Source organism: Pseudomonas sp. D8002 (genome assembly GCF_013385695.1).
Lineage (GTDB): Bacteria > Pseudomonadota > Gammaproteobacteria > Pseudomonadales > Pseudomonadaceae > Aquipseudomonas.
In genome coordinates, this window is the sequence record NZ_JACAPM010000038.1 from 58,039 (window position 1) to 84,539 (window position 26,501).

General features: G+C 58.7%; 23 protein-coding genes, 1 tRNA gene and 4 pseudogenes. 14 read left to right on the plus strand and 14 right to left on the minus strand.

The window, feature by feature from the left end; all coding sequences use genetic code 11:
* Positions 1–4 precede the first annotated feature (4 nt).
* The 6 genes from HX807_RS22905 to HX807_RS22930 are packed head-to-tail and all read left to right on the plus strand — an operon-like array spanning position 5 to position 6,489.
* Positions 5–406 carry a TIGR03750 family conjugal transfer protein gene (locus HX807_RS22905; RefSeq protein ID WP_177051213.1) on the plus strand — a complete coding sequence of 134 codons (402 nt, stop codon included), beginning with the start codon at positions 5–7 and terminating at the stop codon, positions 404–406.
* On the plus strand, positions 403–1,044 hold the full coding sequence (locus HX807_RS22910) for a PFL_4703 family integrating conjugative element protein (RefSeq protein ID WP_177051216.1): 642 nt from the start codon (positions 403–405) through the stop codon (positions 1,042–1,044). Before HX807_RS22905 ends, HX807_RS22910 begins: the two co-directional genes overlap by 4 nt.
* The gene (locus HX807_RS22915; protein ID WP_177051217.1) at positions 1,041–1,847 is read left to right on the plus strand and encodes a TIGR03749 family integrating conjugative element protein; all 807 of its coding nucleotides are present in this window, start codon (positions 1,041–1,043) and stop codon (positions 1,845–1,847) included. The genes HX807_RS22910 and HX807_RS22915 overlap by 4 nt, the downstream gene beginning before the upstream one ends.
* Complete coding sequence (locus HX807_RS22920; RefSeq protein ID WP_177051219.1) at positions 1,837–3,366, plus strand: TIGR03752 family integrating conjugative element protein; 1,530 nt, start codon at positions 1,837–1,839, stop codon at positions 3,364–3,366. Before HX807_RS22915 ends, HX807_RS22920 begins: the two co-directional genes overlap by 11 nt.
* Positions 3,329–3,748, plus strand: coding sequence for a TIGR03751 family conjugal transfer lipoprotein (locus tag HX807_RS22925; RefSeq protein ID WP_177051221.1), 420 nt, complete (start codon positions 3,329–3,331; stop codon positions 3,746–3,748). Before HX807_RS22920 ends, HX807_RS22925 begins: the two co-directional genes overlap by 38 nt.
* Positions 3,748–6,489 (plus strand): conjugative transfer ATPase, encoded by a 2,742-nt coding sequence (locus HX807_RS22930; RefSeq protein WP_177051223.1) that lies wholly within the window; start codon positions 3,748–3,750, stop codon positions 6,487–6,489. The genes HX807_RS22925 and HX807_RS22930 overlap by 1 nt, the downstream gene beginning before the upstream one ends.
* A 93-nt stretch (positions 6,490–6,582) precedes the next feature.
* Here the strand turns inward: HX807_RS22930 and HX807_RS31775 are convergent, their stop codons facing one another.
* Complete coding sequence (locus HX807_RS31775; protein WP_256127447.1) at positions 6,583–6,711, minus strand: hypothetical protein; 129 nt, start codon at positions 6,709–6,711, stop codon at positions 6,583–6,585.
* Between HX807_RS31775 and HX807_RS22935 the strand changes: the two genes are divergently transcribed.
* The 4 genes from HX807_RS22935 to HX807_RS22950 are packed head-to-tail and all read left to right on the plus strand — an operon-like array spanning position 6,710 to position 10,895.
* Complete coding sequence (locus HX807_RS22935; protein WP_177051225.1) at positions 6,710–7,687, plus strand: TIGR03756 family integrating conjugative element protein; 978 nt, start codon at positions 6,710–6,712, stop codon at positions 7,685–7,687. The two genes, HX807_RS31775 and HX807_RS22935, sit on opposite strands and share 2 nt — an antisense overlap.
* Positions 7,687–9,042: an integrating conjugative element protein gene (locus HX807_RS22940; protein WP_177051227.1), complete on the plus strand. Its 1,356-nt coding sequence runs from the start codon at positions 7,687–7,689 to the stop codon at positions 9,040–9,042. The genes HX807_RS22935 and HX807_RS22940 overlap by 1 nt, the downstream gene beginning before the upstream one ends.
* Positions 9,039–9,344, plus strand: a complete 306-nt coding sequence (locus HX807_RS22945; RefSeq protein ID WP_177051229.1) for a hypothetical protein — start codon at positions 9,039–9,041, stop codon at positions 9,342–9,344. Before HX807_RS22940 ends, HX807_RS22945 begins: the two co-directional genes overlap by 4 nt.
* A gap of 9 nt (positions 9,345–9,353) precedes the next feature.
* Complete coding sequence (locus HX807_RS22950; RefSeq protein ID WP_177051231.1) at positions 9,354–10,895, plus strand: conjugal transfer protein TraG N-terminal domain-containing protein; 1,542 nt, start codon at positions 9,354–9,356, stop codon at positions 10,893–10,895.
* Here HX807_RS22950 and HX807_RS22955 read toward each other — a convergent pair.
* A complete protein-coding gene (locus HX807_RS22955) occupies positions 10,884–11,246 on the minus strand; it encodes a hypothetical protein (RefSeq protein WP_177051233.1) in 363 nt (120 codons plus the stop codon). The two genes, HX807_RS22950 and HX807_RS22955, sit on opposite strands and share 12 nt — an antisense overlap.
* Before the next feature lie 439 nt (positions 11,247–11,685).
* Between HX807_RS22955 and HX807_RS22960 the strand changes: the two genes are divergently transcribed.
* From HX807_RS22960 to HX807_RS22970, 3 genes are all read left to right on the plus strand, one after another.
* Entirely contained in the window at positions 11,686–12,051 is a 366-nt protein-coding gene (locus HX807_RS22960) for a DUF3085 domain-containing protein (protein ID WP_177051235.1), read from the plus strand.
* A gap of 299 nt (positions 12,052–12,350) precedes the next feature.
* On the plus strand, positions 12,351–12,674 hold the full coding sequence (locus HX807_RS22965) for a hypothetical protein (RefSeq protein ID WP_256346972.1): 324 nt from the start codon (positions 12,351–12,353) through the stop codon (positions 12,672–12,674).
* Between the two features lie 85 nt (positions 12,675–12,759).
* Positions 12,760–13,698 carry an ArdC family protein gene (locus tag HX807_RS22970; RefSeq protein ID WP_177051237.1) on the plus strand — a complete coding sequence of 313 codons (939 nt, stop codon included), beginning with the start codon at positions 12,760–12,762 and terminating at the stop codon, positions 13,696–13,698.
* Between the two features lie 83 nt (positions 13,699–13,781).
* Here HX807_RS22970 and HX807_RS22975 read toward each other — a convergent pair whose 3' ends face one another.
* Positions 13,782–14,147, minus strand: a complete 366-nt coding sequence (locus HX807_RS22975; protein WP_177051239.1) for a histone-like nucleoid-structuring protein, MvaT/MvaU family — start codon at positions 14,145–14,147, stop codon at positions 13,782–13,784.
* 124 nt (positions 14,148–14,271) lie between these two features.
* Positions 14,272–14,465 (minus strand): annotated as a pseudogene (locus tag HX807_RS31780) (hypothetical protein).
* A gap of 223 nt (positions 14,466–14,688) precedes the next feature.
* Here HX807_RS31780 and mobH point away from each other — a divergent pair.
* A complete protein-coding gene (gene mobH, locus HX807_RS22980) occupies positions 14,689–16,410 on the plus strand; it encodes a MobH family relaxase (RefSeq protein ID WP_177051249.1) in 1,722 nt (573 codons plus the stop codon).
* Positions 16,411–16,881: 471 nt separating this feature from the next.
* On the opposite strand, the gene HX807_RS22985 is transcribed toward mobH, so the two are convergent.
* The 10 genes and pseudogenes from HX807_RS22985 to pheT all read right to left on the minus strand — a co-directional run bounded on the left by HX807_RS22985 (position 16,882) and on the right by pheT (position 26,493).
* Positions 16,882–17,403, minus strand: coding sequence for a flavin reductase family protein (locus HX807_RS22985; protein ID WP_177051251.1), 522 nt, complete (start codon positions 17,401–17,403; stop codon positions 16,882–16,884).
* A 13-nt stretch (positions 17,404–17,416) separates the two neighbouring features.
* Positions 17,417–18,634: an acyl-CoA dehydrogenase family protein gene (locus HX807_RS22990; RefSeq protein WP_177051253.1), complete on the minus strand. Its 1,218-nt coding sequence runs from the start codon at positions 18,632–18,634 to the stop codon at positions 17,417–17,419.
* A 305-nt stretch (positions 18,635–18,939) separates the two neighbouring features.
* On the minus strand, positions 18,940–19,599 hold the full coding sequence (locus HX807_RS22995) for a TetR/AcrR family transcriptional regulator (RefSeq protein WP_177051255.1): 660 nt from the start codon (positions 19,597–19,599) through the stop codon (positions 18,940–18,942).
* 307 nt (positions 19,600–19,906) lie between these two features.
* Positions 19,907–20,059 (minus strand): annotated as a pseudogene (locus HX807_RS32030) (transporter); the annotation flags it as partial.
* 476 nt (positions 20,060–20,535) lie between these two features.
* Positions 20,536–20,903 (minus strand): annotated as a pseudogene (locus HX807_RS23005) (hypothetical protein).
* 828 nt (positions 20,904–21,731) lie between these two features.
* Positions 21,732–22,520: pseudogene (locus HX807_RS23010) on the minus strand (extracellular solute-binding protein); the annotation flags it as partial.
* A gap of 784 nt (positions 22,521–23,304) precedes the next feature.
* Positions 23,305–23,381 (minus strand) — tRNA-Pro (locus HX807_RS23015).
* Between the two features lie 90 nt (positions 23,382–23,471).
* Positions 23,472–23,828 (minus strand): MerR family transcriptional regulator, encoded by a 357-nt coding sequence (locus tag HX807_RS23020; RefSeq protein ID WP_003219935.1) that lies wholly within the window; start codon positions 23,826–23,828, stop codon positions 23,472–23,474.
* Positions 23,809–24,111, minus strand: coding sequence for an integration host factor subunit alpha (gene ihfA / locus HX807_RS23025; RefSeq protein WP_002553164.1), 303 nt, complete (start codon positions 24,109–24,111; stop codon positions 23,809–23,811). Before ihfA ends, HX807_RS23020 begins: the two co-directional genes overlap by 20 nt.
* A 3-nt stretch (positions 24,112–24,114) precedes the next feature.
* Positions 24,115–26,493 (minus strand): phenylalanine--tRNA ligase subunit beta, encoded by a 2,379-nt coding sequence (pheT, locus tag HX807_RS23030; protein ID WP_008438687.1) that lies wholly within the window; start codon positions 26,491–26,493, stop codon positions 24,115–24,117.
* Positions 26,494–26,501: the final 8 nt, after the last annotated feature.

Consider the following 26,501-nt stretch of genomic DNA (forward strand, 5'->3'; position numbering starts at 1 on the left):
CACCATGTCCGATGCCCCTGCCACCCTGCCTGACGGCACGCTGACCTTCCTCCCCGAGCGCCTCAACCGTGACCCGGCCGTTTTGCGCGGGCTCACCAACGACGAGATGTGGGTCGCGCTGATCATCGGCGCCGGCCTGGGTGTGATTCTCGGCGCGCCGCTGGCGGTGGCCACCTCCTCCATCGCTACCCTCCCCACCTGTATGTTCATCTGCATGGCGCTGGTGTTGCTGGGCGGCGGCAAGCTGATGCGCCGAGCCAAGCGCGCCCGCCCCGAAACCTGGTTTTACCGACGTCTGCAGTGGCACCTGGCAGTGCACTGGGGTGTTGGCACTCATCATTTGATCCTGCACTCAGGGCCTTGGACAGTGCGCCGGACGCGTCGACACGCGAGGGCTACGCCATGAGCCGCTTTCGCAACAAGGTGGATGCGCAGCAGGCACACATCTTCAGCCTGCGTCTGGCCGTTTCGATCCTGGCACTGCTGTGCTGCGGGCTTTGGTACGGCTGGCAGTCCTCGCCTTCCGAGCTAACCATCCATGTGCCGCCCGATCTACGTTCCGGCAGCACACGTAAATGGTGGGATGTACCGCCAGAAAACATCTACGCCTTCGCGCTGTACATCTTTGGCCAGCTCAACCGCTGGCCCACCGACGGCGAGGTCGACTACCACCGCGCGATCTTCGCCCTGCAGCCCTATCTGACACCGGCGTGCAAGACCTTCTTCGACGGCGACTTCGAGTACCGCAAGGCTGCCGGCGAACTGCGCGGCCGGGTGCGCGGCGTATACGAGGTGCTGGGCCGCGGCTACAGCGACGACCCTGGCCTGCGGGTGAAGCAGTTGGATAAGCACAGCTGGCTGGTCAAGCTGGACCTCAACGCTGACGAGTACTACGCCGCTGAGCCGGTGAAACGCGTGGTGGTGCGGTATCCGCTACGGGTGGTGCGCTTCGACGTCGACCCCGAGCACAACAAGTGGGGCCTGGCCCTGGACTGCTACGAAGGCACACCGCAGAAGCTGATGCTGCCTGGAGGTGCGGGATGATGCGTGTCTTGATCATGACTCTGGCGGTAGCCGCAGGCTGGTGTTCTGCAGTCAGTGCGGTCGAGGTCAAATACTGGGATCGCCTGCCGCTGGCCGTTCCACTTACGGTAGGCCAGGAGCGAGTCCTGATGCTCGATGAGGATGTCCGCGTAGGGGTGCCGGGTGCGATCGCTGGCAAGCTGCGCGTCCAGTCCGTCGGCGGCACGGTGTATCTGCGCGCCGCAGAACCCCTTCCCCCTACCCGGCTGCAACTGCAGTCGGTGAAGTCAGGCGACATCATCCTGATCGACATCGAGGCGCTCGAGGGTAGCGAGGCACTGGAGCCGGTCAAGATCGTGGCCCAGGTCTCGACACCGGACGTGGAAGCTGCGAAGGAGGCAGCACCTTCAGCAACCCCGATACCGGTGGTGCTCACGCGCTATGCGGCGCAGAACCTCTACGCACCGCTGCGTACCGTGGCGCCACTGCCCGGTGTGCGGCGGGTGCCGCTGAGCGACTCCGCCGCGTTCAGCATGTTGCTGCCGACCGAGCGGGTGTCGATCAAGACCCTCGCGGCTTGGCGGCTGGGCGACTACTGGGTGACGGCAGTAAAGATCGTGAACCGCGGCCCCGGCAAGGTCGCGCTTGACCCGCGTCACCTACAAGCCACGCTGTACGCCGCAACCTTCCAGCACGCGGACCTCGGTCTCACCGGTACGCCTGAAGACACCACCGTGGCCTACCTCGTCACCCGCGGCGGCGACCTGAAGCATGCGCTGCTGTTGCCCCCGCCAAAACCGGAGGCTGCCGATCATGAAAGCTAACAGCCTGCTCAAGTGGTTGGTACCTGGGGTCCTGTTAGGCATCGTGCTGATCATCGTCAAATCCTGGGTGGCCACGCCGGACGGCGAGCCCGCTCACGATCCGGACAAGGCCACGCTAACTGCGGAACAGGCCAAGGCCCTGGGCATCGCCGGTGACACCCCGCGCGACACCGTGGCCACGCTGATTGGTCAGGTCAAAACGATGCGCAGCGAGATGCAGACGCTGAAGAAAGGCAACGATGCGCTGCAGACCGAGAACAACCGGCTGCGCACGCGCGAAGGCAACATCGACACGCGCATCCAGAGCACGCTGAGCAGCGTCACCCAACAGGTCACCGAGCAGCGCCAGCAGGCCACCGAGCAGCGCCAGCAGGCCAACGATGCTCGACAGAAAGCCGAGCAGCAGCACCGCGAGACCCAGGGGCTGCTCTCCAGGCTCAAGGACCAGCTCACCGGCAAGCCAGCCGCAAAGTCGGATGTTCCTGCGGGATTCGGTCTTGAGCCGGGAGACGAGCAGCAGTTTGCAGGAGCTCAGGAGCAGGCAGATGTGGTGCAGTGGATCGAACCATCGAATGCCCGCGCCGGCCAAGAGAACACCGGCAAAGCCGACGGACCGCTGTCGTCGCTGACGTCGAAGTTCAAGGACCTGCACGGTCTGGACAACAATGCCATCGACCGTGGCCAGGACCGCTTGCGTGCCGTCGCCAAAGGCGAGCGTGATCTGGAGAACGCCCAGGACCGTACCGAAGGCGCCAGGCCCGTCTACACCATCCCCGAGAATTCGACGCTGATGGGCTCGATCGCCATGACCGCGCTCATCGGCCGGGTGCCGGTGGACGGCACCGTGAACGATCCCTATCCGTTCAAAGTGCTGGTGGGGCCAGACAACCTCACTGCCAACGGCATCGACCTGCCGGACGTGGTCGGCGCGGTCATGAGCGGCACTGCCGCCGGTGAATGGACGTTGTCCTGCGTGCGCGGCCAGGTCGAGTCGATCACCTTTGTCTTCAGCGACGGTACCGTGCGCACCGTACCGCAGCCGCAGAAGGTCGTCAGCCGCAATCGCAGCAGCACCCAGACCTCGGACACCGAGAAGATCCGCGGCGGTTTGGGCTACATCTCCGACCCCTACGGCATTCCCTGCATTTCCGGCGAGCGCCGCTCCAACGCCCAGCAGTATCTGGGCAGCCAAAGCCTGATCAGCGCAGCTGGCGCCGGCTTCGCTGCAGTCCTGGGCAGCGAGCAGACCAACACCTCGTTCATCAATTCGGCCAGCGGCAGTCTGGGCCTGTCCCAGAACAACGGCAACAGCGCGCTGAACTCGGTGATCAGCGGTGGCATAGGCGACATCCGTGAGTGGATCAACAAGCTCTACGGCGAAGCCTTCGCCGCCATCTACGTGCCCCCTGGGGCCAAGGTGGCTCTGCACCTGGACCACGAAATCAGCATCGACTACGAACCCAAAGGCCGGAGAGTGAACCATGAAAGCCCATCCGTCTCGGTACTGGATCTGGATTAGCCTGCTGCTCGGCCTGCACCTGACCGGCTGCTCCACCAGCAAAGAGGAAATGCTGCCCCACGGCGATCACACCATGCTGGACATCTGGAACGGCAGTGGCTCGGTCGGTACTCAGCAACAGCTGCTGGAGGCGCGTGGCGAACTGCGTCGACCGGTGCTGGATCCCGAGCGCCTGATCAACGACCAGAGCGCCTACACGCGCACGGCGGCCAACGAGATCCGTGCCCAGTTCCCGCGTCTGCCCAACCCAGACCTGGTCATGTACGTCTACCCGCATCTGGCCGGTACCCAACAGACGCCGGTGCCAGGCTACTCGACCGTGTTCCCGCTGTACGAGAAGGTCCAGTACGCGCTGCCCGGCGAGCGCCTGGACGATCTGTGATGGCCGATGACGCGAGTCGCGACCCGCTACGCTGGAGGCCCTGGCGCGAGGCACAGCGTCGGCGCGCCACGCTGGCCGACGAGGCCGCCCAGTACGCGCACAACCCCAGCTTTGCCGACCATCTGCCCTGGGTCGAATACCTCGAGGATGAGCAGTGTTTTCTGCTCGACGACAACCGTTCGGTGGGCGCCGTGTTCGAGCTGCAGCCGATCGGTACCGAGGGTCGCGAGCCCGAATGGCTAATGGCTGCGCGCGACGCGTTGGAAGACGCGCTGCAGGACAGCTTCGACGAGCTCGACCAGGCGCCCTGGGTAGTGCAGTTCTTCTGCCAGGACGACAGTGACTTTGCCCCGTGCCTTGAACGCCTGGAGCGCTACATCGCGCCGCGCGCGCGAGGTACGCCATTCACCGAGGCCTTCCTCGCGTCGATGCAACGTCACCTTGAAGCCGTCGGCAAACCGGGTGGGCTGTTCGACGACCATGTGGTGTCTCATCTGCCGTGGCGCGGCAGCAACCGGCGGATTCGCCTGGTGGTTTACCGCTGGCTCGGAGAGCAGGCCGACGAGGATGGGCAGAGCCCGGTTCAGCTGTTGAACCGCACCTGCGACCGCTTGGTGGCCTCGCTGCAGGCCTGCGGGGTCAGCCCTCGGCGGCTGACCGGGCGCGATTTCTACGCTTGGTTGCTGCCCTGGTTCAATCCCGCTCCTGCACTCACCAGCGAATCCCCTGCCGCGTTCTTTCGGCGCGTGCCTTATCCGGAAGGGGATGACGGCGAAGAGCTACCGCTGCCGTTCGACCACGATTTCGCCGAGCGGCTGTTCTTTCAGGAACCGCGCTCCGATAGCGAGCAGGGTCTGTGGTACTTCGATCAACAGCCCCACGCCGTGATGGTGGTCGACAAGCTACGCAGGCCACCGCATATCGGCCAACTGACCGGCGAAACACGCAAGGGCGAAGCCTTGAACGCCCTATTCGATCAGTTGCCCGAGCAGGCGATCATGAGCCTGACCTTGGTGATCACACCACAAGATGTGCTCGAAGAGCAGCTCAACCGCCTGGCGCGCAAAGCCATCGGCGAGAACCTCGCCTCGACCCAGACCCGCCAGGACGTGGAAGAGGCCCGCGCGCTGATTGGCCGCCAGCACAAACTGTACCGCGGCACGTTGGCGCTGTACCTGCGCGGTGCCGATGAACAGCAGCTGCGCCAGCGTTCAGTCCAGGCCGCCAACGTCCTGCTCGGCGCTGGCCTGCAACCGGTGCGCGAGGGCGATGAAGTGGCCGCGTGCAACAGCTATCTGCGCTGGTTGCCGATGGTCTACAACCCGGCGCGGGACACACGCAACTGGTACACCCGGCTGCTGTTTGCTCAGCACGTCGCCAACCTACTGCCCCTCTGGGGACGTAGCATCGGCACCGGCAACCCGGGTATTACCTTCTTCAACCGCGGTGGCGCGCCGCTGTCGTTCGACCCGCTGTCGCGCTTTGACCGCTCCATGAACGGCCATTTGCTGTTGTTTGGCCCAACCGGTGCCGGCAAGTCGGCCACCCTGGTCTCGATCCTCATGCAGGTCATGGCCGTGTACCGGCCGCGGCTGTTCATCGTCGAAGCGGGCAACTCCTTCGGCCTACAGGGCGACTATTTCGCCACCCTCGGATTATCCGTCAACAAGATTCAGCTCAAACCGGGCAGTGATGTGAGCCTCGCGCCCTTTGCCCATGCCCGGCGTCTGATCGAACATCCGGACCAGGTCGCCAGCTTGTCGACCGAAGACTTGGATGAGGCCGCGCCGGACAGTGACGAGCAGCGCGACGTGCTGGGCGAATTGGAGATCACCGCGCGGCTTATGATTACCGGTGGCGAAGCCAAAGAAGAGGCGCGCCTGACCCGGGCAGACCGCAGCCTGATCCGCGAGTGCATCCTCGATGCCGCCCGCCACTGCGCGGCGACTGATCAACGGGTGCTAACCCGGCATGTCCGCGATGCCCTGCATAAGGTCGCCAGCGACACCCACCTGCCCGACAAACGCCGCGAGCGCGCACAGGAGATGGCCGAGTCCATCGACCTGTTCTGCCAAGGTTTCGAAGGTGCCTTATTCGACCGGCCTGGCACACCTTGGCCGGAGAGCGACGTGACGATCGTCGACCTTGCCACGTACGCCCGTGAGGGTTACGAGGCGCAGATGTCGATCAGCTACATCAGCCTGATGAACGCGGTGAACAACATCGCCGAGCGCGATCAGTACCTGGGGCGACCGATCATCATGGTCACCGACGAAGGCCACATCATCACCAAGAACCCGTTGCTGGCACCCTTCGTGGTCAAGGGCACGAAGATGTGGCGCAAGCTGGGCGCCTGGTTCTGGCTGGCAACGCAGAACATGGCCGACTTGCCCGATGCGGCGCAGACCATGCTCAACATGATTGAGTGGTGGATCTGCTTGAACATGCCGCCAGCGGAAATCGAGGAAATTGCTCGTTTCAAGAAACTCACGCCGGCGCAGAAGGCATTGCTGCTCTCCGCAAGCAAGGCCTCGGGCAAATACACCGAGGGTGTGGTCCTGTCGAAGAACTTGGAGACGCTGTTCCGCGCGGTACCACCGAGCCTGTACCTCGCGCTGGCCATGACCGAGCCCGAGGAAAAAGCTCAGCGCTGGCGATTGATGGAAGAGCACCAGCAGTCCGAGCTGGAAGCCGCCCTGCAGGTCGCGGCGGAGATTGATCGCCTGCGCGGCATCTCGTGAACGACACCGTCAGGGCTATCCGAGCCACTCTGCTGAATAAAAATCGGAAAGAGCATATCTGTACTCCTCTGGCAGTTTGCTCATCTCGCGCCGCTAAATCGAGCGCCCGACGAAACCGATCACCCCGGACTCGGTTTGTCCGCCCTCCTCCAGCACCGGATCCGGGATGCTGAAACTTGGCGCACGGATGCACACCGCTGCCACCTGCCGAGCGTTGCCCATGAACGTCACCGCCTTCACCCGAAGCAAAGCGCCGAAATCCAGAAACGCTCGCCGTGGCCGTGCCTTCACCGCCGCTGCTCTGCTGGTGGCCGCCGAGCAGTGTCTGGCATTGACCACGCCTACCATCATCGCCTCCGTCGGATCGATGCAGTGCCTGGAGTACCGAGTCGTCGGCATCTGCTACTGGCTGCTTTGTACGCCCTTCAGCTGCACGGTGCGAACCTCACCGAAGATCCGTCACTTCATTCCCGAGCTGGTCGTATCGAGCTATGCCGACACCGGCAGCAATCCCTGGAGCGAGATGTCGGCGCTGTCGACGCCGACGCCGGCGTCGCAAGGGGGTGGCAACCTGATCACGCCTTCGCCGCAGCGCGATAACCTGCTCCGGTTCAAGAATGTCGACGGCATTGGCCATCCCGGCGGGGCAGCCCTGACGGCCTTGGCGCATACATTCGGCTATGCCTGCCCAAGCGGAGCCGTGCCCTTTGCGCCCTACTACCTCAGCACACTCGACCCGCTGGCGTGGCGCCAGGCCGTTCCCGAATCCGTCTTCCCGCAGGCACTGGTCCCGGGAATGCGTGAGATCGGCAACCAGGCACTTGGGGACATGTGGGGCAGCGTGTATCCGCGACACGGTTTTCTGGTGCAGCCCGATGATTTCAAGGCAGCTGCCGTGATGGCCCAGCGCGCCAGCGATTTCATCACCCGCGCCGGCCAGCCGCACGTTTATCTACCGCTGCAGCCGATGCCGGCTCCCGGCTACTGGCCACCCCAGCCGGTGATGGAGAACAACGTCAACAACCACCGCTGGCAGTTGCTGGTCCCGGTGATCCAGAACACCTGCGCCATCTTCCCTAGCCCAACGATCCAGAGCGCCGACGGCGCCTATGCCTGGTCGCTGTGGAGGCCCTATCGCTGCTGCCAGCGTATGGGTCAGACGTTTCTGTTCAGCATCGACTTTGATGGAGGCCAATGATGAACAATCTCGCGCTCGGACTGGTGTGCTTCCTCATGTGTGCCGCAGGCCATACCGCAGAGAACGGCTACCACCTCGGTGACCAGGCGCCAGTCCTGGATGACCGCGTGATGTACACCATCGGTGGCGGTTCTGCAGCCGGTGCGCCCTCCTCGCTCTACCGCCCCAATGGCCTCGGCGTGGGCATGTCGTGGCGCGCCAACATGATGTGCGGAAACATGAACCTCTCGAACACCCTGCAGAACCAGCTCAATGGCGCCACCCAGGGCTTCCAGCAGATCATGGGCAATGTCATCCAGAACGCCACACAGGCGGTCATGTCGCTGCCGGCAATGATCATCCAGCGCGCCAACCCCGGGCTGTATGAGCTGCTGAGCAATGGCGTGCTGCAGGGGCGCATCGACTTCGATCGTTCCAAACTCACCTGCCAGGCAATGGCCGCGAAAATGGCCGACAAGGTCGACCAGGCCGGCTGGGGCGCACTGGCTCAGAATCAGGAAATGCAGCACAACCTCGAACAGTCCGGCGGCGATGCCGTAATGGCGGTGAAGGACACCGAATCGAACAACGGCAACAACGGCGTTAGCTGGGTCGGCGGGGAGAAAGCCGGCGGCAACGGCCAGCAGCCCATCCGGGTGACCTCGGACGTGGTCAAGGCCGGCTACAACCTGCTGCACAACCGGGCCGTCGAGGACACCTCCGCCCTCGGTTCGGCTTGCCAGAATGGCGCTATCTGCCAAGCCTGGTCGAGTCCCGAGGAAGCCTCGGGCTGGGCCACACGAGTGCTCGGTGAAACCGAGGTGGAAACGTGCGATGACTGCGAGACGCTGCGCGTCACCGCCGGTACGGGCCTGTCGCCGCTGATACAGGAAACCTACACGGAACACCTGGAAGGCCTGCAGCGCATGGTCTCGGGCGCCGACCAGCCTACCCCAGAGAACCTCAGCAAGGTCTCCAGCCCCTTGTTACAGGTCTCCCGCGGCGTCATCGAGGGGCTGCGCGATGACCCCGACCAAAACTTGCTGGCCCGGCGCCTGGCCAGTGAGACCGCGCTGTCCAGCGTGATCTACAAGGCGATGCTGCTACAGCGCACGCTGTTCGCCGGCAGCCACGAACCGAACGTGGCATCGGCCCAGCCCGCCACCACCGCCCTCAACAGCAACGTCGAAACCTTGGAACGGGAGATCCGCCTGCTGCAAACCGAGCTGCAGGTACGCCAGTCGCTGGCCACAAATACCGCCAGCCTGGTCCTCGATCGCCACGCCGGAGGCGCCGACGCCTCACGCAGCATTGATCAGCGCGACCCACTACCGGATCGACTGCGTCGGGCTGAACAGGGAGGGAGCACGCCATGATGCCGATTTCTGTGAGGTCGATGATCGCCCACGTGCTGCTGATCCTCGGCGCCATGCTGGCCATGTTGCTGATTGCCTGGATGGCTCTGCAACTGCCCGCCAACCACCTGGATTGGCTCGAACCAGCGCGGGCAACTGTCGCCTACTTCACGTGGTGGCGCGTCCTGCTGTACATCCTGATCTTCACCGGTTGGGCCGCTGCATTACGCATGCGGCCTGCGTCTGTGGACCAGCAACGGCTAAAGCGCCTGGGATTGATTGGCTTCAGCTCGATCATCCTGGTCGAACTGGCTCGCGTGTGAGGTGCAGCCATGAACATGAGCACCAACAGCTACCTTGAGTACTACCTGTCGCTGCTGGCCTGGATCATCAACAACGGCATCTGGAACACGCTGGCGGACACCGGGCTGTTCGCCGCCCCTTTCGGTGCGATCATCCTGCAGGAGTGGCTATCGGCCCGCCAACAGGGTGCTGACGAAGGCAACAAGGGCCTGCTGTCGATCCCTCGCGTCGAGAACCGGCTGTGGATGAGCTACGTGGTCATTCTGTTTGGGTGCATGCCATTCTTTCCGCTGAACCTGTCCTCCGTGACTTTTGACGATGCCGCGAGCCAGCGCTGTGGCGTGTCCATGGCTAGGCCCGCCGACACGGCCTGGGGTACGACCTTCAATACCATCGGCGAGAAGTCAGCGAACGTGCCAGTATGGTGGTTCCTCGTGCATGCCATGAGCAAAGGCATCACCGCCGCTGCCACCGCAGCAATTCCATGCACGCCCGACATCCGGGCGATGCGCATGGAGATCGACAGTTCGCGGATCAACGATCAAGTGCTGCTACAGGAAGTCGCCGACTTCACCCGGGACTGCTACGGTTTTTCGCGCTCGCGGCTGTTCAGCAATCGCCCCGATCTGGACGAGTCGCAGAGCTACGACGCGTCCTGGATTGGCTCGACCTACCTACTCAATACTCCGGGTTATTACGATACTGATCGCTCGCGAATGCCTAGAGTCGATTGGCCGTACGACGAAACTCGGGACACCTCCCTACCCCAGCTCGACAACGGCGCCGGCTACCCCACCTGCAAGCAGTGGTGGAGCGATGGCACGATCGGACTGCGCGATCGCTTGGTGGCCGAGGTTGATCCATCACTGCTATCGCAGCTACGGGGCTGGCTGACGGGGCGCACCTCTACGGAGGTCGAAGACGCCACCTTGCGCGAGCTGGTGAGCCCACGGCAGCAGTCATTGAGCATGGCGCCTGGGCAGGTATTCCAGGACTACGGCAGTAGCGCGCGGGGTGGTTCGCTGACGCAAGGGCTTAACAACCTGGCCACCAACACCGGCCTCGCACTGGGCTCGTTCAGTAACTTCCCGGCGATGAATGCGCTGCGCGCGGCGTTGCCGATGGTCCAGGCCTTTCTGATCATGGGCACGATCATCAGCCTGCCGCTGGTGCTGCTGATCAGCACCTACCAGCTCAAGGCGCTCATGCCGATCACATTCGCGCTGTTCACCCTGCACATGCTGACGTTCTGGTGGGAACTCGCGCGCTGGATCGACTCGAGCATGCTCGAAACGCTGTACAACCAGGTATCGGCCACAGATCAGGCGCTGTTGTCGTTGCCGACAGCAGGATTCATGGATGGGACAGTTACGGCTCAGGTGATCGAATACGTCATGGGCGCGATGTTCATTGTCTTGCCGGCTTTGTTCGTGGGCACTATGAGCTGGGCAGGCTATGCCGTGGGTAACGGGATCCAGAGCATGTTGGCAAGTGGAGGCAAAAATGCGACCGACGCCGCAAGCAAAGGCACAGCGCAATTGACGAGTGCCGGCAAGAAATCAATCAGGTGACTTAAAGTCACCTATGTAATGGCCATTGCTATCGTAATTTCCAATATAGAGGTCAGCCCCCAGAGAGTCTGGAACTGATTCGTCTCGACTCGCCACAGGTTCGCCGTTCTCCCACCAGCTACGAAGCAGCGCAACTGCCAGGTTGGTGATAATCAGCAAAGCAAAACCAAGAGCTACAGCAGCAAGACCAAACAAACAGAGCAATTTGCTAGCTGCAGTCACAAAGAATTGTCTACGTGGACTTTGAGCCAGACGACGAGAGTCAGATAGCTTGGAGACCAAATTTCGCCAAGCTCTGCCCAGGCTAGAACCCAGGCGGCCCGAAAATGAAGGACGGATTTGACTTGTCATCTTGCACCTCCACAGGCGAACAGCCCGTTGGATCCAAGATTAAAGTCTACTCCTTTCCGAACTACGAACAGCACCGCTCATCGTTCAGCAGCAGGCTGAAACATCGCCTTGGAACGTTGTGGACTCGCAGCCTGATTGTGCACGGTTCCTGCCGTTGACCGCAGCCATCCTGCTTGGTATTGAGTAAGTGCAATCGCTGGTTTTCCAGCACCCCAGGTAGCCATAACCTTTAAGGCTACGTCACACATGTGATGGTTACCCCGAAATGCGATTCGCGTTCGGCAGCTCGCATGGTCACCGTTCCCTGGTGATGAACGCTTTCTAATCCCCCGGGTTCACTGAACCTGCGTCGTCGTCGCACCCTACTCACATCCATTCCAGTGCTGGGAACTCTCCCACACGGGATGGCGTTCCTCCGCACCCTCTGGAGGATCTCATCATGCTGCGTTTCACAGGCACTGAACTTCACGCTGTGTTGGCCGAGGCCGGTATCAATGGTTGCAGACTGATATTGGTGAAGGACCACGGTGTTTACCTCATGTCCGAAATCGGCGAAAGCAAACCGGATGGCGGTGGCCGCAAACGCGTGGCCTATGCCACCGGCTGCAACCCCAACGTCGACGACTTCGACACCTGGTGGAATCGCGCCCGCGATGAATTCGGCGGCGATGATTTTGCCGAGTACTTCGACATCGATGATCCTGTCCTCGCCAGCCTTCGCGGTACTGGGGGATCGCTAGTGGTGGAGGCCACCCCCACCCACCTGTACCTGGCCGCCGAGGTTGACCCCGCTGGCAAATCTTGAACGCACAAGCGAGCTCCACGCGCATCCAGAGCGGCACCTTAACCGTGCCTCTCTGGACGCCTCTCGCATCATGTTTCAGTCAATTGAAGAGCGCCGTTTGTCAGGAATCCAAGGCCGAAAGTCTCCCCTGGAACACCCTGGATAGAGACCTCCATTGGAGGTAGGGATCGGAGATTGACCTCACGGCCAAGCGCGGTTTAATACATGGACGTCCCCTGCTCAATGCCTTGCTCGGATTGAGCAGATCCATGCGCAAACCTCAAATGAGGCGTCGCGGGATCAGCTACGCGGAGGTCCCAATGTCCAGGGTGAAGCGCTTTTCCGATGCGGTGGTGCTGAGCCCAGGCGTTTGGCAGCAGTTCATTGAACCTGCCACAGGCGAGGAACCGATTGGACAGTCAGGCCTGCGCTTGGCAGACCTGCTCAACAGCGTGCTGACTTCGGCACCGCGTGCTTCACACTGTCCCATCGAGCTGCAACTCGACCGCTTGCGCCACGACGGCACTTCAGTATCTGCTCACCTGCCGCAGCTTCAGCTGGCTCGCATCACGCCACACAGGGGCCCGGCTTTTCTGCTTATCCGGCTACCCGGAGAGATCGTAGTAGATGTCGCCGCCCTCTAACCCCGCAGCACCGCTACTGCCTGACTACCCCACCGGGAACCCTTCCCGGCTGGGCAGCGTTCCCCCTACACGCCCGGAGAACGCCATGTCAGATGTCTATCTGGATGTCACCAACAAGATCGTCAGCGCCTTGAGCCAAGGCGTGATCCCCTGGATCAAACCCTGGACCACCACCGGTTCAAATGCTGACTCCCCTTTTCCAATCAACGCCATCACCAGACGCCCCTACGCCGGCATCAACATTCCACTGCTGTGGGCCGAGGCGCGCCTGCGAGGTTTCACCCAGGATCGCTGGCTGACCTTCAACCAGTCACGCAAAGCTGGTGGCCATGTACGCAAGGGCGAGCAATCCACCCTCGCGGTGCTGTACAAACCGATGAGCAAGGAGGCGCACGACGAGGACGGCCAAGTCGTTCGCGATGAACAGGGCAATATCAAGATGGTGCAGTTCGCCCTTTTGCGCACGCACTGCCTGTTCAACATCGAGCAGACCGAAGGCATGCCTGACGAGGAGCCTGGACCCACTGAGCACACCGAGCCGCTCGCATTTATCGACCATGCCCCGGCCGAGCAGTTGCTGCTAGCCAGCGGCGCGCAGATCGAGCATTGCTATGGCGACAGCGCGTTCTATCAGCCGCTGCGCGATCGCATCCAGCTGCCCACCAAGGCTCAATTTGAGGACGTCGGCAGCTACTACGCGACGGCCCTGCATGAGCTGACTCACTGGTCGGGTCATCGATCGCGCCTGAACCGCGATGGCATCACCGGCGGGCACGGGTTCGGCTCCGCAGCCTATGCCTTCGAGGAACTGGTCGCGGAAATGGGTGCAGCGTTTCTCTGCGCGCTGACCGCCACACAGGGAGAGTTGCGCCACGAGGAATACCTGGCCTCCTGGCTGAAGATCCTCAAGGAAGACAAGCGTGCGATTTTCCGCGCCAGTGGCCTGGCCCGTGAGGCCTCGGAGTTCCTGCTAGCCCTACAGGCCGATCGCAGCACAGAAGCGCCGGAGCGACTCACGGCGTGATTTCCCTCAACCAGCAAAAAGGCCCCGATTTGGGGCCTTTGTTTTTCCTACAGGGCCGGTATCGACCGCTAATACGGGGTCGATTACTCCAGCCAGCTCTCGACGGCATCCGAGCCGTGTTCCTGCTTCCACTGCTTAAGGATCTTGTGATTGCCACCCTTGGTTTCCACGACCTCGCCGCTGTGCGGGTTCTTGTAGCGCTTGACTTCGCGCGGCTTGCGCTGAGCGCCGCTCGACACGCTTGCGGCACTCACGCTCACGCCCTTGGACGGATCCAGGATAGTGATCACCTGGCGCAGGCTCATGCCGTATTCTTCCAGCAAGGCTTTCAGCTTCTGTTCAAACTCGATTTCCTGCTTCAGGCCGGAATCGTTTTTCATCGCATCCAGCTGTTGAAGTTGCGCGGCCAGTTGCGCTTCCAGTGCTTTGAATTCGGCAAGTTTGGACATGAGAAATTTTTCTTAGGGATGAGACACGTGAATGAATACTAACTGAGACACACTCAATATCCGAGTATTAATTCCCAATCTAAGAGTCATTTCATGCTAATTAATTGCAAAACTCTGTGACAGATCAGTCTGCCAAGTTCTGACAGAGATGCGCCACCACTTCGCGAGGCGCCGAGCTGCTGCAGATCTTGAACAAGATGTGGCGCTGGCCGCGCGGCCCTTTTGCGCACAGCGCTTGGCGGCAGACCGAATGGCAGCATCTGTGCCATGAATTCGGTCCGCCAGCAGCACGATCAGTACAGCATCACTCAGCGTCATCAGCGCCCCAGCTCAGAAAAACGATGCCGGGCAGTCTACCCCCACTCGAAAGGGTCGGCTATGCCGATCGGCCGGCTAACCCGATGCGCCAGACTTCGGAATAGCGCACTCACGAAAAAGGCCAAGGCGGTAAAGGGTAAAGGTGTCAATGGAAGGGGGCACAAGGGTAAGAGGCTTACCCGAAAAGGCAAAAGGATCTTTTGAACGCAAGGCAGGTACTGTGATGAAACGCTGGTGGTTCAAACCGCAAAAAGGCCTTCCCGAAGAGACCATCCCCGCCGCCGTGGGTTTTCATCAACCACTGTCGGCGGAATCACTGCTCGCTGCCAGCCACCGAAAAAGGCTGCTCGAGCGCATCTGGCAATACACGGCTCTCTCCCCGCTACAGTTCGAACAACTCTACCTCGAACCGATTCGTCGCTACGCCACCTATGTACAGCAACTACCGGCCAGTGAGAGCCATCACCATGCCTATCCAGGCGGCATGCTCGACCATGGCTTGGAGCTGGTAGCGTGCAGCCTGAAGCTGCGCCAGTCCTACCTGCTTCCCAGTGGTGCCGCACCGGAAGACCAGGCCGCGCAGGCTGATGCCTGGAGCGCCGCCATTGCCTACGGCGCCCTGCTCCATGATGTGGGAAAAATTGCCGTCGATCTCCAGGTGGAATATCAGAATGGTGAACGCTGGCACCCGTGGCACGGCCCCCTGAAGCAGCCTTATCGCTTCCGTTACAATACCGACCGGGACTACAAACTACACGGTGCCGCCGCTGGGCTGCTGTATACGCAGATCCTGACGCCCGCCCTACTCGATTGGCTCAGCAGCTACCCGACCTTGTGGGGACATCTGCTCAACTTGCTGGCCGACCACTACGAGCATGCCGGCACCCTCGGAGAGTTGGTGTTGCAAGCAGACCGGGTGTCCACGGCGCAAAACATCGGCGCCAACCCGATGAAGGCACTGCAAGCACCCAAGCACTCGCTGCAGCATCACCTGTTGACGGGGCTGCGCCACCTGCTCAAAAACGAATTCAAGCTCAACCAGCCCGGCGCGGCCGGCTGGCTCACCGAGGAACACCTGTGGTTGGTCAGCAAAACCGCAACCGACAAACTGCGTGCCTACCTGCTGGCTCAATCGGTGGATGGTATCCCCTCCTCCAATATCGCCTTGTTCGATGAACTGCAATCACACGGATTAGTGGACACGACACCGGAGGGCAAAGCGGTATGGAGTGCCAACGTAACAGAAGATGACTGGCAACATCGCTTTACCTTTCTCCGCCTGCAACCTAGCATGATTTGGGCAGATGAACCCCGGCCAGCCTGCTTTAACGGAACGGTTGAGCCGATGGTGGAACATCCTCTGCCGGCCGGTGAAACCTGCGAGTCGGCTTTGGATCGACTGCAACCAAGGCCGGAAGAAGAACAGCCCGAACCCGAGCACCCGAACCAGGATTTTGACTACCTCAACGATTTGATGGACATGTTGCAAGAACCGAGCGAGGTCGACACTGGACCAAGCGCGGGAAGCCTGCAATCCACCACTGCGCCATCCAAGGATACCCAGGGGGTGGCCTTCATCGAATGGCTACGCCAAGAAGTTCTCAATCATCGCTTGGTGGTCAACGACAGCAAGGCCAAGGTCCATATCGTAAACGGCACTTTTTTCCTGGTCACCCCTGGAATTTTCCAACATTACGTCGCCGAACACCCCGAGTCAGCCGAAGCAGCCCCTCAAAGCGACGCCTGGCGACGAATCCAACGTCAATTTGAAAAGCTGGATGCTCATCTGAGAAAGCCCAATAGCCAGAACATTTGGACTTGCACTGTACGAGGCCCGCGGAAAACCACATCCCTCAACGGCTACCTCCTGCGTGACGTGAATCTCCTTGGTCTGCCGCCTCGTCCAAATAACCCCTTTCTTTCGCTCCAGACTCCGACGCCTTGAGCTTCTTGCGTTTCACTTTGTGCAAGCTACATTTTTTGTAAGCACTGCCATGATCCGAATGCGCTTGTGAGGGGCGATCAACGACGATCAAAGAACCCCGCGCTCGCACTGAGCTACTCAACACCTTCTTGCTTTTGGGGTGGACGCCTTGGCAATGCTCGACTGCGTGAGCTGCTCGGCATGAAAGTTACCCGGGTCAGCCAGTTGATCAGTGAGTTTCATCAAGCACGCCCTGGTTGGGTGGACTGGTTTGCAATCTCAGCCGGCTATCGAGCCACACCAGTCCTTTACCGCAGTAGTTTCGATTCAGCAGCGACACTAAGCCAATATTTGTAACTTGTACGGTGAAAAACCGACAGTGGCCTCGCCCAACCATCTCGCGCGGCAGTTCAAGGTCAGTGAGCCGAACAAGGCCCAACCAAGCCGACACAAGTCGGCTTGGTGCCTCAGTGTTTCGACTTATTGAAAGGATCAGTCCAACTTGGGAGCATGTAGCTTTCCATAGGCGCCGCTAAAGAACAGCAAGGGCTGCTTATCCGGGTTGGTGTGGAGGTACTGAACCTCACCCACATACAGGAAGTGATCACCTGCATCATGGACGTCCCTGGTTCGGGCAATCACGTGCGTCATACTGCCGGTGAGCAGTGGCACTTCACGGTCAACATCAAACGGGAGCACGAGTTCAGGGTTCTGCTTGCCACCAAAGTGGGAGCTCAGGTGCAGCTGGTCTTCGACCAAAATGTTTACACCGTAGCTAACCCCTTTCTTCACCCACTCGTTGAAGCGTGACTGCTTGCGTACTGAGACTACTACCAGCGCCGGATCAAGCGACACTGACATGAACGCATTGGCGGTCATACCAGCTGGTTCACCTTCTGCGAAAAACGTCACTACGGTTACACCGGTCGCGAACGTGCCCATCGCTTTGCGCATGAGCATGCCGTCGATAGTCGCCGGAGCTGCTTTTGATACATCCACTTTTGCCAAATGCATGACGTCGCCCTCCTCAGACAAGATTGGTGACCTTGCTTTCAAGACCCAGCAGAGCCTCGCCAAACACTTCTTTGCCTACGGCGGGCAGGACAATAGCGTGCCGTGCTGCGGCGTTGGCATCGCGCCAATAGCGCTGAAGAGGATTCGATTCGGCGAAGGTGCCGGCGCCGTGGGCGGAAACTAGGATGTCGATAGCGTCCGTCACGGTCTTGGCTACCTCGCCTGTGATGGCCCGGATACGCGCCCGGTCGACGTACTCCATTTTTCGCAGATCTGCGCCACAGGCGTCGATCTCATCGGCAGCACTCAGGGCAAGCAACTCAGCGGTGTGGAGCTTAATGGCAGCATCAGCTACTTGGGCCTGGAAAATGACCGAGTCCGATTGGCGGCCATAGTTTGTATAGGCGATCCCGCGTTGATGGGCTTTGCCAAGCACGTGTTTCAAAGCGGCACGACCTAACCCTAATTGCGCACCCACCAAGATAAGGGCGGCGATAGGCATCAGAGGTTTCTGATAGGCAGTTTCGGAGGAAAATTCGGTTGCATAGTCGCTGGAGAGGGCTGCACGCATGTTCAGAAGTCGGTGATCAGGAACGAACACGTCCGAAGCGACGATGCAGTTGCTCCCTGAAGCCCTCATTCCGGAGGTGAACCAGGTATCGTCAATTGAGAAATCGTCCTTGGGGATGAGGGCCATATAGTGACCGACGACCTGTTTCTGCTCGTTCAGCTCAAGCACACCGACCATTGCCCAGTGAGCATGGAGAATGCCAGACGAGGAGTACCATTTACCGCTGACACGCAGCCCGCCAGAAACGCGCAGTGTAGTGGAGGACGGCGCAAAAACACCTGCTACGCGGGCCTCAGGGTTCTGGCCAAACACATCATTCTGTGCCTGCTCACAGTACAGCCCGGACAGCCAAGCACACACGTTTGTCAGCGCTGTCACCCATGCAGTGCCACCACAACCCTCTGCGAGGATGCCTGTAACTTCCAGGTGAGCACGAATGGTCGACTCCATCCCGCCGAAACGCTTCGGTACCATCAGCTTGAAGGCGCCGGCTTCGGCGATTGCTTGGATGTTTTCTTCATGCGCTCGGCGATTTTGTTCAGACTCAACGGCATTTTTTGACAAGGTGCTTTGGAGTGCAACAAGGCGCTCCTTGAGGAGGGGCAGGGAACCAGCTTCAGCTGGGGAAATTTCACGAAGTTTAGTTGCATTGCTGAGCATGGTAGTTCTCTCTTTATTATTCTTGGACTTTATGGGGCGTTGCTTCGAATGTCTCCAACCGTAAGCAAGCTCTTCGTCAGCCGGGCCGATCTAGCGATCCGTCTTAGAAACCCAAGATAAAGAGGCAATCATTCGACTGCAAATCAGCAGATCTTTAGCTAACTGCATGTTTTATAGAGCTAAAATTCGCAAAAATTGACATTTTGTCAAAAGCTATCCGCAAACCTCAGAGCTCTAGGCAACCAGAGCATCCATGCACTCGATCATTTCCATTGACCAAATCCATGAGCACGTGCTTACGCCGCTCAGCAGTCAGATGAATCTCCGAACCTAAGAAAAGCTTTTCCTAGGGAGGAATGTATATTTTTCGCCCAATTCGGCTTTGAAGGCTTGCCAACAAGATCTCCCTTGGCCCACAACTTAAGGTAAGTCAAAGAAAATTCAGAAGCTAATTCACATACTTCCCGCGGGCAGCCCATACTGCCGATGATCATCTGAACCTGAGTCTCCATATATAGGCCAGGAAGCTGAACGCCTCGTCTAATACAATCAACTGCCCTGGCTGAAGCCCCCATTAAAAAATCGGTACCAGCTGGGATTGACATGACGTTGAAGATACCTTTCGATACACCTTCCTGTATGTCCCTGGAGACATAATTTGAAACTAATGTGTTTCGCCCCCACGCTTCATGACGCGTTACAAAGGTCGCCCACGCCGGATCCATGAAGGCACGCACCATAAACAACCTGTATCCCACTGAAATTCGTTGCCAAGGTTCCAAGAGAACACCATACATTGGTAATATATCTTGCACCATTTCATCGCTCAGTTCATGGCTAAGCTCATGAAGTAGTTCTTCAACACTTTCAAAATAAGTGTAGAAACTGCCTCTTGATACACCCGCTACCTTCACTGTCTCATCGATAGTCAATTTACAATCAATATCATTTTCAATCAGACTCAATGCGGCATCCATGAGTCTTGTGCGGATGGGGGCTTTACGCTCAGATTTGTCGGTTCTAGACTTAGACATTTGATTGACCAAAATTATAATTTTGAGGAGGTCAGGTGGGAGGCCGAACCATACAGTACGGACGATGGCGAGACGGCTCGAGGTCGCTTAACGCTCCACCCCTGCAGTGTATCTCGAAAATGGAGGAACATCAGGTGGTTTAGAATGAAAAGCGGGGCTGACCTTGTGAGCGCCGGTTAGCATCGGAGGATGCAGTGACAGTTTTAAACTGCGTTCAAAAAGGGAATGCAAACTGTAATCAAAACCTATCACCTTTTGAGCGATTTTCGACCGCGAACTCATGCTGATACTTCGCGATCACAGCGACCGCTGGCGAAATACTATAACGAATATGTGGGTAAATGGCTGCGCTCTCACCTCGAAAACCATCAAGATACTTATCGCCATCAAGCTTATCATCCGAGACTTACTTGGAGTAAAAGCCTTGTACACCCAGCTGCTACTTGTCGCTCAGAGAATATCCCAGCAGAAACTCACCGCTCAAAACTGTACCTGATTGATAGTCAGTTTTTTATTTGGTGTAAATTTCGGCAGTTAGTTAGGTCGATATCTCGATTTTTTTGAGTGTAGAACCAAGTTACCTGCCAGTTCGGAAGGAAACCTAAATGATTTTGTCCAGTATTGGCTATGCAATCTCTATCCTAGGAGCCTGTAGGAAGAGCCATATCAAACGGAGCCTGGAATGTGAAGAACGTGTGAGAGGGGTTCGTGTATCCAAACATAAGCGTGTGAAAAATCACGTCCCCAACGGAGTTTTTATATCCTTCTGACTATACACTTTCGATGACACGTAAAGATCGGTAGAATAGGTCAGAGTTACCTGACTCATCAACATAGGCATGCGTTCTGTCCAATCAGGTGCCCCCATCAATAAGTGGCTGTACTACTGCAAGGAGCAGGGCCTTCGCTGAATGTGTAGTTGATGACTACATCATAGCGGATCAAGACATCGAGCGTCTTCTGCGTGCCGGTGGTGGTGACCTTCATTGTTACCACGAAACTCTGAGCATGGCAGAACCATTCGTGAAGGTATAGATCCACTTCTCGTCGGTCTCACTTACGGCACTCTTCGTGTAAGGCTTACCGAAAAGCGCTTTCAGCTCGGAAGTTGTTGTCTTGTTCTTGGTGATGCTCGCCACGCTCGCCGAAGGAAAGTCACGATCTGCGGTGTCATAGGAGGTGGCGCAAGCACCCAGCATCAAGCACATCCCAATGACAGCAATGAATTTTTTCATAGTCTTCCTTGAAGGATCTGAAGTTCGAGCTTATCTCACAACAAGGCTAAATCCCATTGCCGACCATCACGCTTCCTGCTTTGTTTTTTTCAAACTGAACGCTCAGGGCCAATCATGACTCAATTGAACGCCGCCGCAGGAGCGAGGGCACCACCTGCGGAAATTCCAACGAGTCGGAACCATGATCCTCACCCTGCGCAGCTTGAAATGAGATGGGAAGCATCTTGTTCAACGCATTAGACCGCAAGTCTTTGATCACCTGCAGAGGCTGTGGCGCTGTTGCTAATCACCGCGATCTAATCGAAGCCGCAGGCCGCGCCTCATAGCCAAGCTGAAGCAGCAGTTAAAACAGGATAGTTGAAGGTGCTGGATGCTCAGTGAGCCACGTTATTTACTTGAAGCTCGTACGTCGCCTGAGTCAATTCTGATTCCACTGCTGCAGCTCCGCTTTAGCGCCCGTCCACATCAGAACCAAGGTGGCGATCTTTTCGCGAGAGGCCGTCAACTCCTCGCCCATCACGCCAGCTCGTTCTCAAGCAACAGGCATTGCTGCTCGAGCTCCTCTCGCGAGAAAAAAGGAAAGCGATCATCGGCAGCCTAGCTTGTGTCTTTCATAACGCTCTTCACCGCTAGTAGTACAAATGTTCTCCTGCCGAGCTTAGCGAGATATATTTTCCGCTGAAGCCGTATCCAGGGATGGATTCATACGTCTGTGACAGACTCTTTTGCAGACTGTATCTAAGTACCCGCCGTAGAGGGAAAACGTCACTGCCACTCAACTAGATGCTAGATGGGCGACTGAAAGCAGCCGCCCTGCTGCTGGACAGTTTACTGCTTTGCAGCCCAAGAGTTAAAACGCTGCTCCAGCTGATCTCCATGATCCGCCCAAAAAGAAGCGCTGATGGCTACCTGGCGCGCCAAGTTCGCTTCATCCGTAGGCATATTGCTTCGACGAATCGCATCCACCATCGGCACAGCTGCACGGTTTACTGGGCCGTAGGCGATCTGATGGGCATAGGCCTTCTGAGCCTCAGGTTGAAGAACCGACTGGATGAAGCGCAGGCCCTCTTCACGGTTTTTGGCACCTTTAGGAATAGTAAATGCGTCCATGTCGTAGATCCCGCCATTCCACACAATGCGAAGATTGCTTTCCTTCTGCACCGCTGCGATGCGGCCATTGTAGGCAGAGCTCATGACGACATCGCCAGAGGCGAGATATTGAGGTGGCTGAGCGCCCGCCTCCCACCACTGAATGTAGGGTTTCAGCTTATCCAGCTTGGCAAACGCTCGATCTTGCCCCGCTTTACTCTCCAGAACCGAGTACACGTCCTTGGGCTCCACCCCATCAGCCATCAAAGCGAATTCCAAGGTGTATTTCGCCCCCTTACGCAGACCACGCTTCCCTGGAATCTTTTCAACATCCCAAAAATCGGCCCACCCTTGTGGGGCAGTTTTAAGCTTCTCTGCGTTGTAGGCCAGGACGGTCGACCAAACAAAGAATCCCACACCGCATGGCTGTACCGCCCCGTCGAGCAGTTCCGGTGCCAGCTTGGAGATAGCGGGATCTTCGCCGATTTCCTCAAGCATTCCCTCATCGCAAGCGCGGGTTAGCTCAGGCTGCATCGAGGCTATCCTGAGGAGCCACCCCTTTTTCGCGGACGACCCAAGCATTTTTGACCAACGAAGGGCCGACCTAAGTGCGTCATCGGTCTGCCTCAAAGCCAGTAAAATGAAGCCCTTCACTATCCTGAACCCGGTGCCTGGTGCCCGTCGCCTGGCAATGTGAAAGGATGTGGCACAGCGTCGCACTTGCAAGTGTCTACGCACACTTTGACGAGAAAATCGTTTACCGTGCGATCGCCCTCGCATGGAGCTTTGCCCGAGGCTCAAGCTTGAGCAGCGTACCTGGGAGTAGAAGTGGCGCCGGAATTTGGCTTGTAGCTGAAGGCCGTAACTGGCGTGAGTGAAACCTGAACGCCCCTTCCTGACATAAGTCAGCGGGCCTTCATGAATCCAACACTCCCACCACAATGCAAAGACGCCCGAGGATGCCAAACTAAAAATGCGGGACCAGATAAGGGACCAAATACACTCATACAAAAAAACCACGAAAAATCAGGGCTTTAATGAGAATTAGTGGCGGAAGCGTACGGATTCGAACCGTCGGAATTGCCTCCCTTAAAACGTGCTGGCGGCTCGTTGCCGTTCTGCATCGAGCGACTGCATTTCGCTCTAGGTTTGATTTCACGGCGTCCGAGATTCTGAAGACGTTATATTCTTGAGCGGCGGACAGATGAAAATCGGTGGGGCAAAAAGTGGGGCAAAATTGCTAACCATGATAAATCGGTCAGGCATAAAAAAATCCAGTCACTGCTAAGTGACTGGATTTTCTGGAGTTATTTGGTCGGGACGGAGTGATTCGAACACTCGACCCCTAGCACCCCATGCTAGTGCGCTACCGGACTGCGCTACGCCCCGACTAGGCGTGTTACTGGGTTCGCTTCGCAACGAAGCGATCAGGAATATACCGCAAGCTTTTGAAATGTGGAAGTATTTTAAAAGCCGGAATTACTTCTTCAAAACCACCAGCACATCTTCGAGTTCGGAGATCATCTGGCGGATCATTTGCTTGTATTGGGTGGTGTCGTCTTTGGCTTCATCACCGGACATACGCTGGCGCGCGCCGCTGATGGTGAATCCCTGGTCGTACAGCAACGCACGGATCTGTCGGATCATCAGCACATCCTGGCGCTGATAATACCGACGGTTCCCGGTGCGTTTGACGGGGTTGAGTTGAGGAAACTCCTGCTCCCAATAGCGCAGCACGTGCGGCTTTACCGCACAGAGCTCGCTGACTTCACCAATGGTGAAGTAGCGTTTGCCTGGGATGACGGGCAGTTCGTCGTTATGACTTGGTTCCAGCATAAGCCTCAACTCGGGCCTTCAACTTCTGCCCTGGACGAAAGGTGACCACACGGCGAGCCGTGATCGGGATTTCTTCTCCCGTTTTTGGATTGCGGCCAGGCCGCTGGCGTTTGTCCCGCAGGTCAAAATTGCCGAAACCGGACAATTTGACCTGTTCGTTGTCTTCAAGTGCGTGCCTGATTTCTTCAAAGAACAGCTCGACCAATTCCTTGGCCTCGCGCTTGTTCAGGCCCAGCTCTTCATACAGACGTTCCGCCATCTCAGCTTTCGTCAAAGCCCCCATACGTCACTTCCTTAACGTGGCGTTCAACCTTTGTTCGAGCGAGGTGAGGATATTTTGCGTCGTCGTATTCACCTCATCGTCATTAAGAGTGCGCGATGGATGCTGCCAGGTCAAGCCAACTGCAAGGCTTTTTCTATGCGGATCAATGCCTTTACCCTGATAGACGTCAAATAGCCTGAGGTCTGTCAGCCATTCCCCTGCATTTTCACGGATTACGTCCAGAACAGCACTGGCCGCAACACCTTGATCGGCAATCAGCGCCAGATCACGTCGTACTTCAGGGAAACGCGACAACTCGCTGAATTTAGGCATTTTGCCCGAGGCCACTTCAGCCAAGACTAGCTCAAAAACGAAGACTGGACGGTCCAGCCCCAAGGTTTTCGACAGTTCCGGGTGAATCGCGCCAACGAAGCCCACCAGGCGACCTTCACGTTCGATACGGGCAGTCTGGCCCGGGTGCAACGCCGGGTGTTTGCCAGGGGTGAAAGTGAAGGCATCCAGCGCACCGGCAAAGCCCAGCACCGCTTCCACATCGGCCTTGACGTCGAAGAAGTCGACGGTGTCGCGACCTTGTGCCCAGCCTTCCGGCAGACGGCTGCCGCAAACCACACCAGCCAGCATCGGCTCTTGCTTCAGGCCATCCAGCTGACCGACAAAACGCAGCCCGCTTTCGAACATGCGCACGCGGTCTTGCTGACGGTTCAGGTTGTGGGACAGCGCCTTAACCAGACCCGGCCACAGCGACGAGCGCATGGCGGCCATGTCGTTGGAGATCGGGTTAGCCAGCAATAGCGGCTCGACACCCGGGTTGAACAGTTCGAATTGCTTTGGATCGATGAAGCTGTAGGTCACCGCTTCCTGATAACCACGGGCAACCAGCAGGCGACGCAGTTCCGGCAGGTGTGCACGGGCTTCGGCTTTCGGCTGCGGCGCCAGGCGCGCTTGCGGGTAACGAACCGGCAGGCGGTTGTAGCCGTACAGGCGGGCCAGTTCTTCGATCAGGTCGACTTCCAGGCTGATATCGAAGCGATGGCTTGGCACTTCTACGTGCCACTGCCCTGCTTCACCGGCCGAGATGCCGAGGCCGAGTGCCGACAGCAGGCGCTCGATTTCAACCGGCTCGATCACCAGGCCGAGCATTTGCTCAACGGCCTTGGCGCGCAGGATGATCGGTGCAACCGACGGCAGGTGCTGTTCGCTGACGGTTTCGATGATCGGGCCGGCTTCGCCGCCAGTGATTTCCAGCAGCAGGCCAGTGGCGCGCTCCATGGCTTCACGGGCCAGCTGCCAGTCCACGCCACGCTCGTAGCGGTGCGAGGCGTCGGTGTGCAGGCCGTAGGAACGGGCCTTGCCAGCGATGGCGATCTGATCGAAGAAAGCGCTTTCGAGAAAGATGTCGCGAGTGGTTGCGGACACGCCACTGTGCTCCCCCCCCATCACGCCGGCAATCGCCAGGGCGCGGGAATGGTCAGCGATCACCAGGGTGTCGGCACGCAGGCTGACTTCCTGGCCGTCGAGCAGTACCAGCTTCTCGCCTTCCTCGGCCATGCGCACGCGGATGCCGCCGTTGATTTCGGCGAGATCGAAGGCGTGCAGCGGTTGGCCCAGTTCCAGCATCACGTAGTTGGTGATGTCGACGGCAGCGTCGATGCTGCGCACTTCGGAACGGCGCAGGCGCTCAACCATCCACAGCGGGGTTGGCTTGGACAGGTCGACGTTACGGATCACGCGACCCAGGTAACGTGGGCAGGCATTGGGGGCGAGCACTTCGATCGAACGCACTTCGTCGTGCACGGCAGGTACCGCTGCAACCACCGGGCGGGTCACGTTCGCGGCGTACAGTGCGCCGACTTCACGCGCCAGGCCCGCCAGCGACAGGCAGTCGCCACGGTTCGGGGTCAGGTCGACCTCGATGCTGGCATCTTCCAGTTCCAGATAGACACGGATGTCCTGGCCCACTGGCGCATCGGCCGGCAGTTCCATCAGGCCATCGTTGCCTTCACCGACCTGCAGTTCCGCCTGGGAGCACAGCATGCCGTTGGACTCAACGCCACGCAGCTTGGCCTTCTTGATCTTGAAGTCGCCTGGCAGCTCGGCACCGATCATGGCGAACGGGATTTTCAGGCCCGGGCGCACGTTTGGCGCTCCGCACACGACCTGGAAGGTTTCCGCGCCGTTGCTGACCTGGCACACACGCAACTTGTCAGCGTCCGGGTGTTGCTCGGTGCTCAGCACCTCACCCACAACCACACCACTGAAAACACCGGCGGCCGGCGTAACGCTATCGACCTCAAGGCCGGCCATCGACAGACGAGCAACCAGCTCGTCGCGACTTACCTGCGGGCTTACCCAGCCACGCAGCCATTGTTCACTGAATTTCATCCTGCTCT

Excerpts from the sequence above, each read along its gene's own strand:
- pheT (WP_008438687.1), bottom strand. The coding sequence starts at position 26,493 with ATGAAATTCAGTGAACAATGGCTGCGTGGCTGGGTAAGCCCGCAGGTA.
- HX807_RS22950 (WP_177051231.1), top strand. The coding sequence starts at position 9,354 with ATGAACATGAGCACCAACAGCTACCTTGAGTACTACCTGTCGCTGCTG.
- HX807_RS22915 (WP_177051217.1), top strand. The coding sequence starts at position 1,041 with ATGATGCGTGTCTTGATCATGACTCTGGCGGTAGCCGCAGGCTGGTGT.
- HX807_RS22935 (WP_177051225.1), top strand. The coding sequence starts at position 6,710 with ATGAACGTCACCGCCTTCACCCGAAGCAAAGCGCCGAAATCCAGAAAC.
- mobH (WP_177051249.1), top strand. The coding sequence starts at position 14,689 with ATGAAACGCTGGTGGTTCAAACCGCAAAAAGGCCTTCCCGAAGAGACC.
- HX807_RS22945 (WP_177051229.1), top strand. The coding sequence starts at position 9,039 with ATGATGCCGATTTCTGTGAGGTCGATGATCGCCCACGTGCTGCTGATC.
- HX807_RS22920 (WP_177051219.1), top strand. The coding sequence starts at position 1,837 with ATGAAAGCTAACAGCCTGCTCAAGTGGTTGGTACCTGGGGTCCTGTTA.
- HX807_RS22905 (WP_177051213.1), top strand. The coding sequence starts at position 5 with ATGTCCGATGCCCCTGCCACCCTGCCTGACGGCACGCTGACCTTCCTC.
- HX807_RS23020 (WP_003219935.1), bottom strand. The coding sequence starts at position 23,828 with ATGCTGGAACCAAGTCATAACGACGAACTGCCCGTCATCCCAGGCAAA.
- HX807_RS22930 (WP_177051223.1), top strand. The coding sequence starts at position 3,748 with ATGGCCGATGACGCGAGTCGCGACCCGCTACGCTGGAGGCCCTGGCGC.
- HX807_RS31775 (WP_256127447.1), bottom strand. The coding sequence starts at position 6,711 with ATGGGCAACGCTCGGCAGGTGGCAGCGGTGTGCATCCGTGCGCCAAGT.
- HX807_RS22955 (WP_177051233.1), bottom strand. The coding sequence starts at position 11,246 with ATGACAAGTCAAATCCGTCCTTCATTTTCGGGCCGCCTGGGTTCTAGC.
- HX807_RS22940 (WP_177051227.1), top strand. The coding sequence starts at position 7,687 with ATGAACAATCTCGCGCTCGGACTGGTGTGCTTCCTCATGTGTGCCGCA.
- HX807_RS22975 (WP_177051239.1), bottom strand. The coding sequence starts at position 14,147 with ATGTCCAAACTTGCCGAATTCAAAGCACTGGAAGCGCAACTGGCCGCG.
- HX807_RS22970 (WP_177051237.1), top strand. The coding sequence starts at position 12,760 with ATGTCAGATGTCTATCTGGATGTCACCAACAAGATCGTCAGCGCCTTG.
- HX807_RS22985 (WP_177051251.1), bottom strand. The coding sequence starts at position 17,403 with ATGCATTTGGCAAAAGTGGATGTATCAAAAGCAGCTCCGGCGACTATC.
- HX807_RS22990 (WP_177051253.1), bottom strand. The coding sequence starts at position 18,634 with ATGCTCAGCAATGCAACTAAACTTCGTGAAATTTCCCCAGCTGAAGCT.
- ihfA (WP_002553164.1), bottom strand. The coding sequence starts at position 24,111 with ATGGGGGCTTTGACGAAAGCTGAGATGGCGGAACGTCTGTATGAAGAG.
- HX807_RS22925 (WP_177051221.1), top strand. The coding sequence starts at position 3,329 with ATGAAAGCCCATCCGTCTCGGTACTGGATCTGGATTAGCCTGCTGCTC.
- HX807_RS22965 (WP_256346972.1), top strand. The coding sequence starts at position 12,351 with ATGTCCAGGGTGAAGCGCTTTTCCGATGCGGTGGTGCTGAGCCCAGGC.
- HX807_RS22960 (WP_177051235.1), top strand. The coding sequence starts at position 11,686 with ATGCTGCGTTTCACAGGCACTGAACTTCACGCTGTGTTGGCCGAGGCC.
- HX807_RS22910 (WP_177051216.1), top strand. The coding sequence starts at position 403 with ATGAGCCGCTTTCGCAACAAGGTGGATGCGCAGCAGGCACACATCTTC.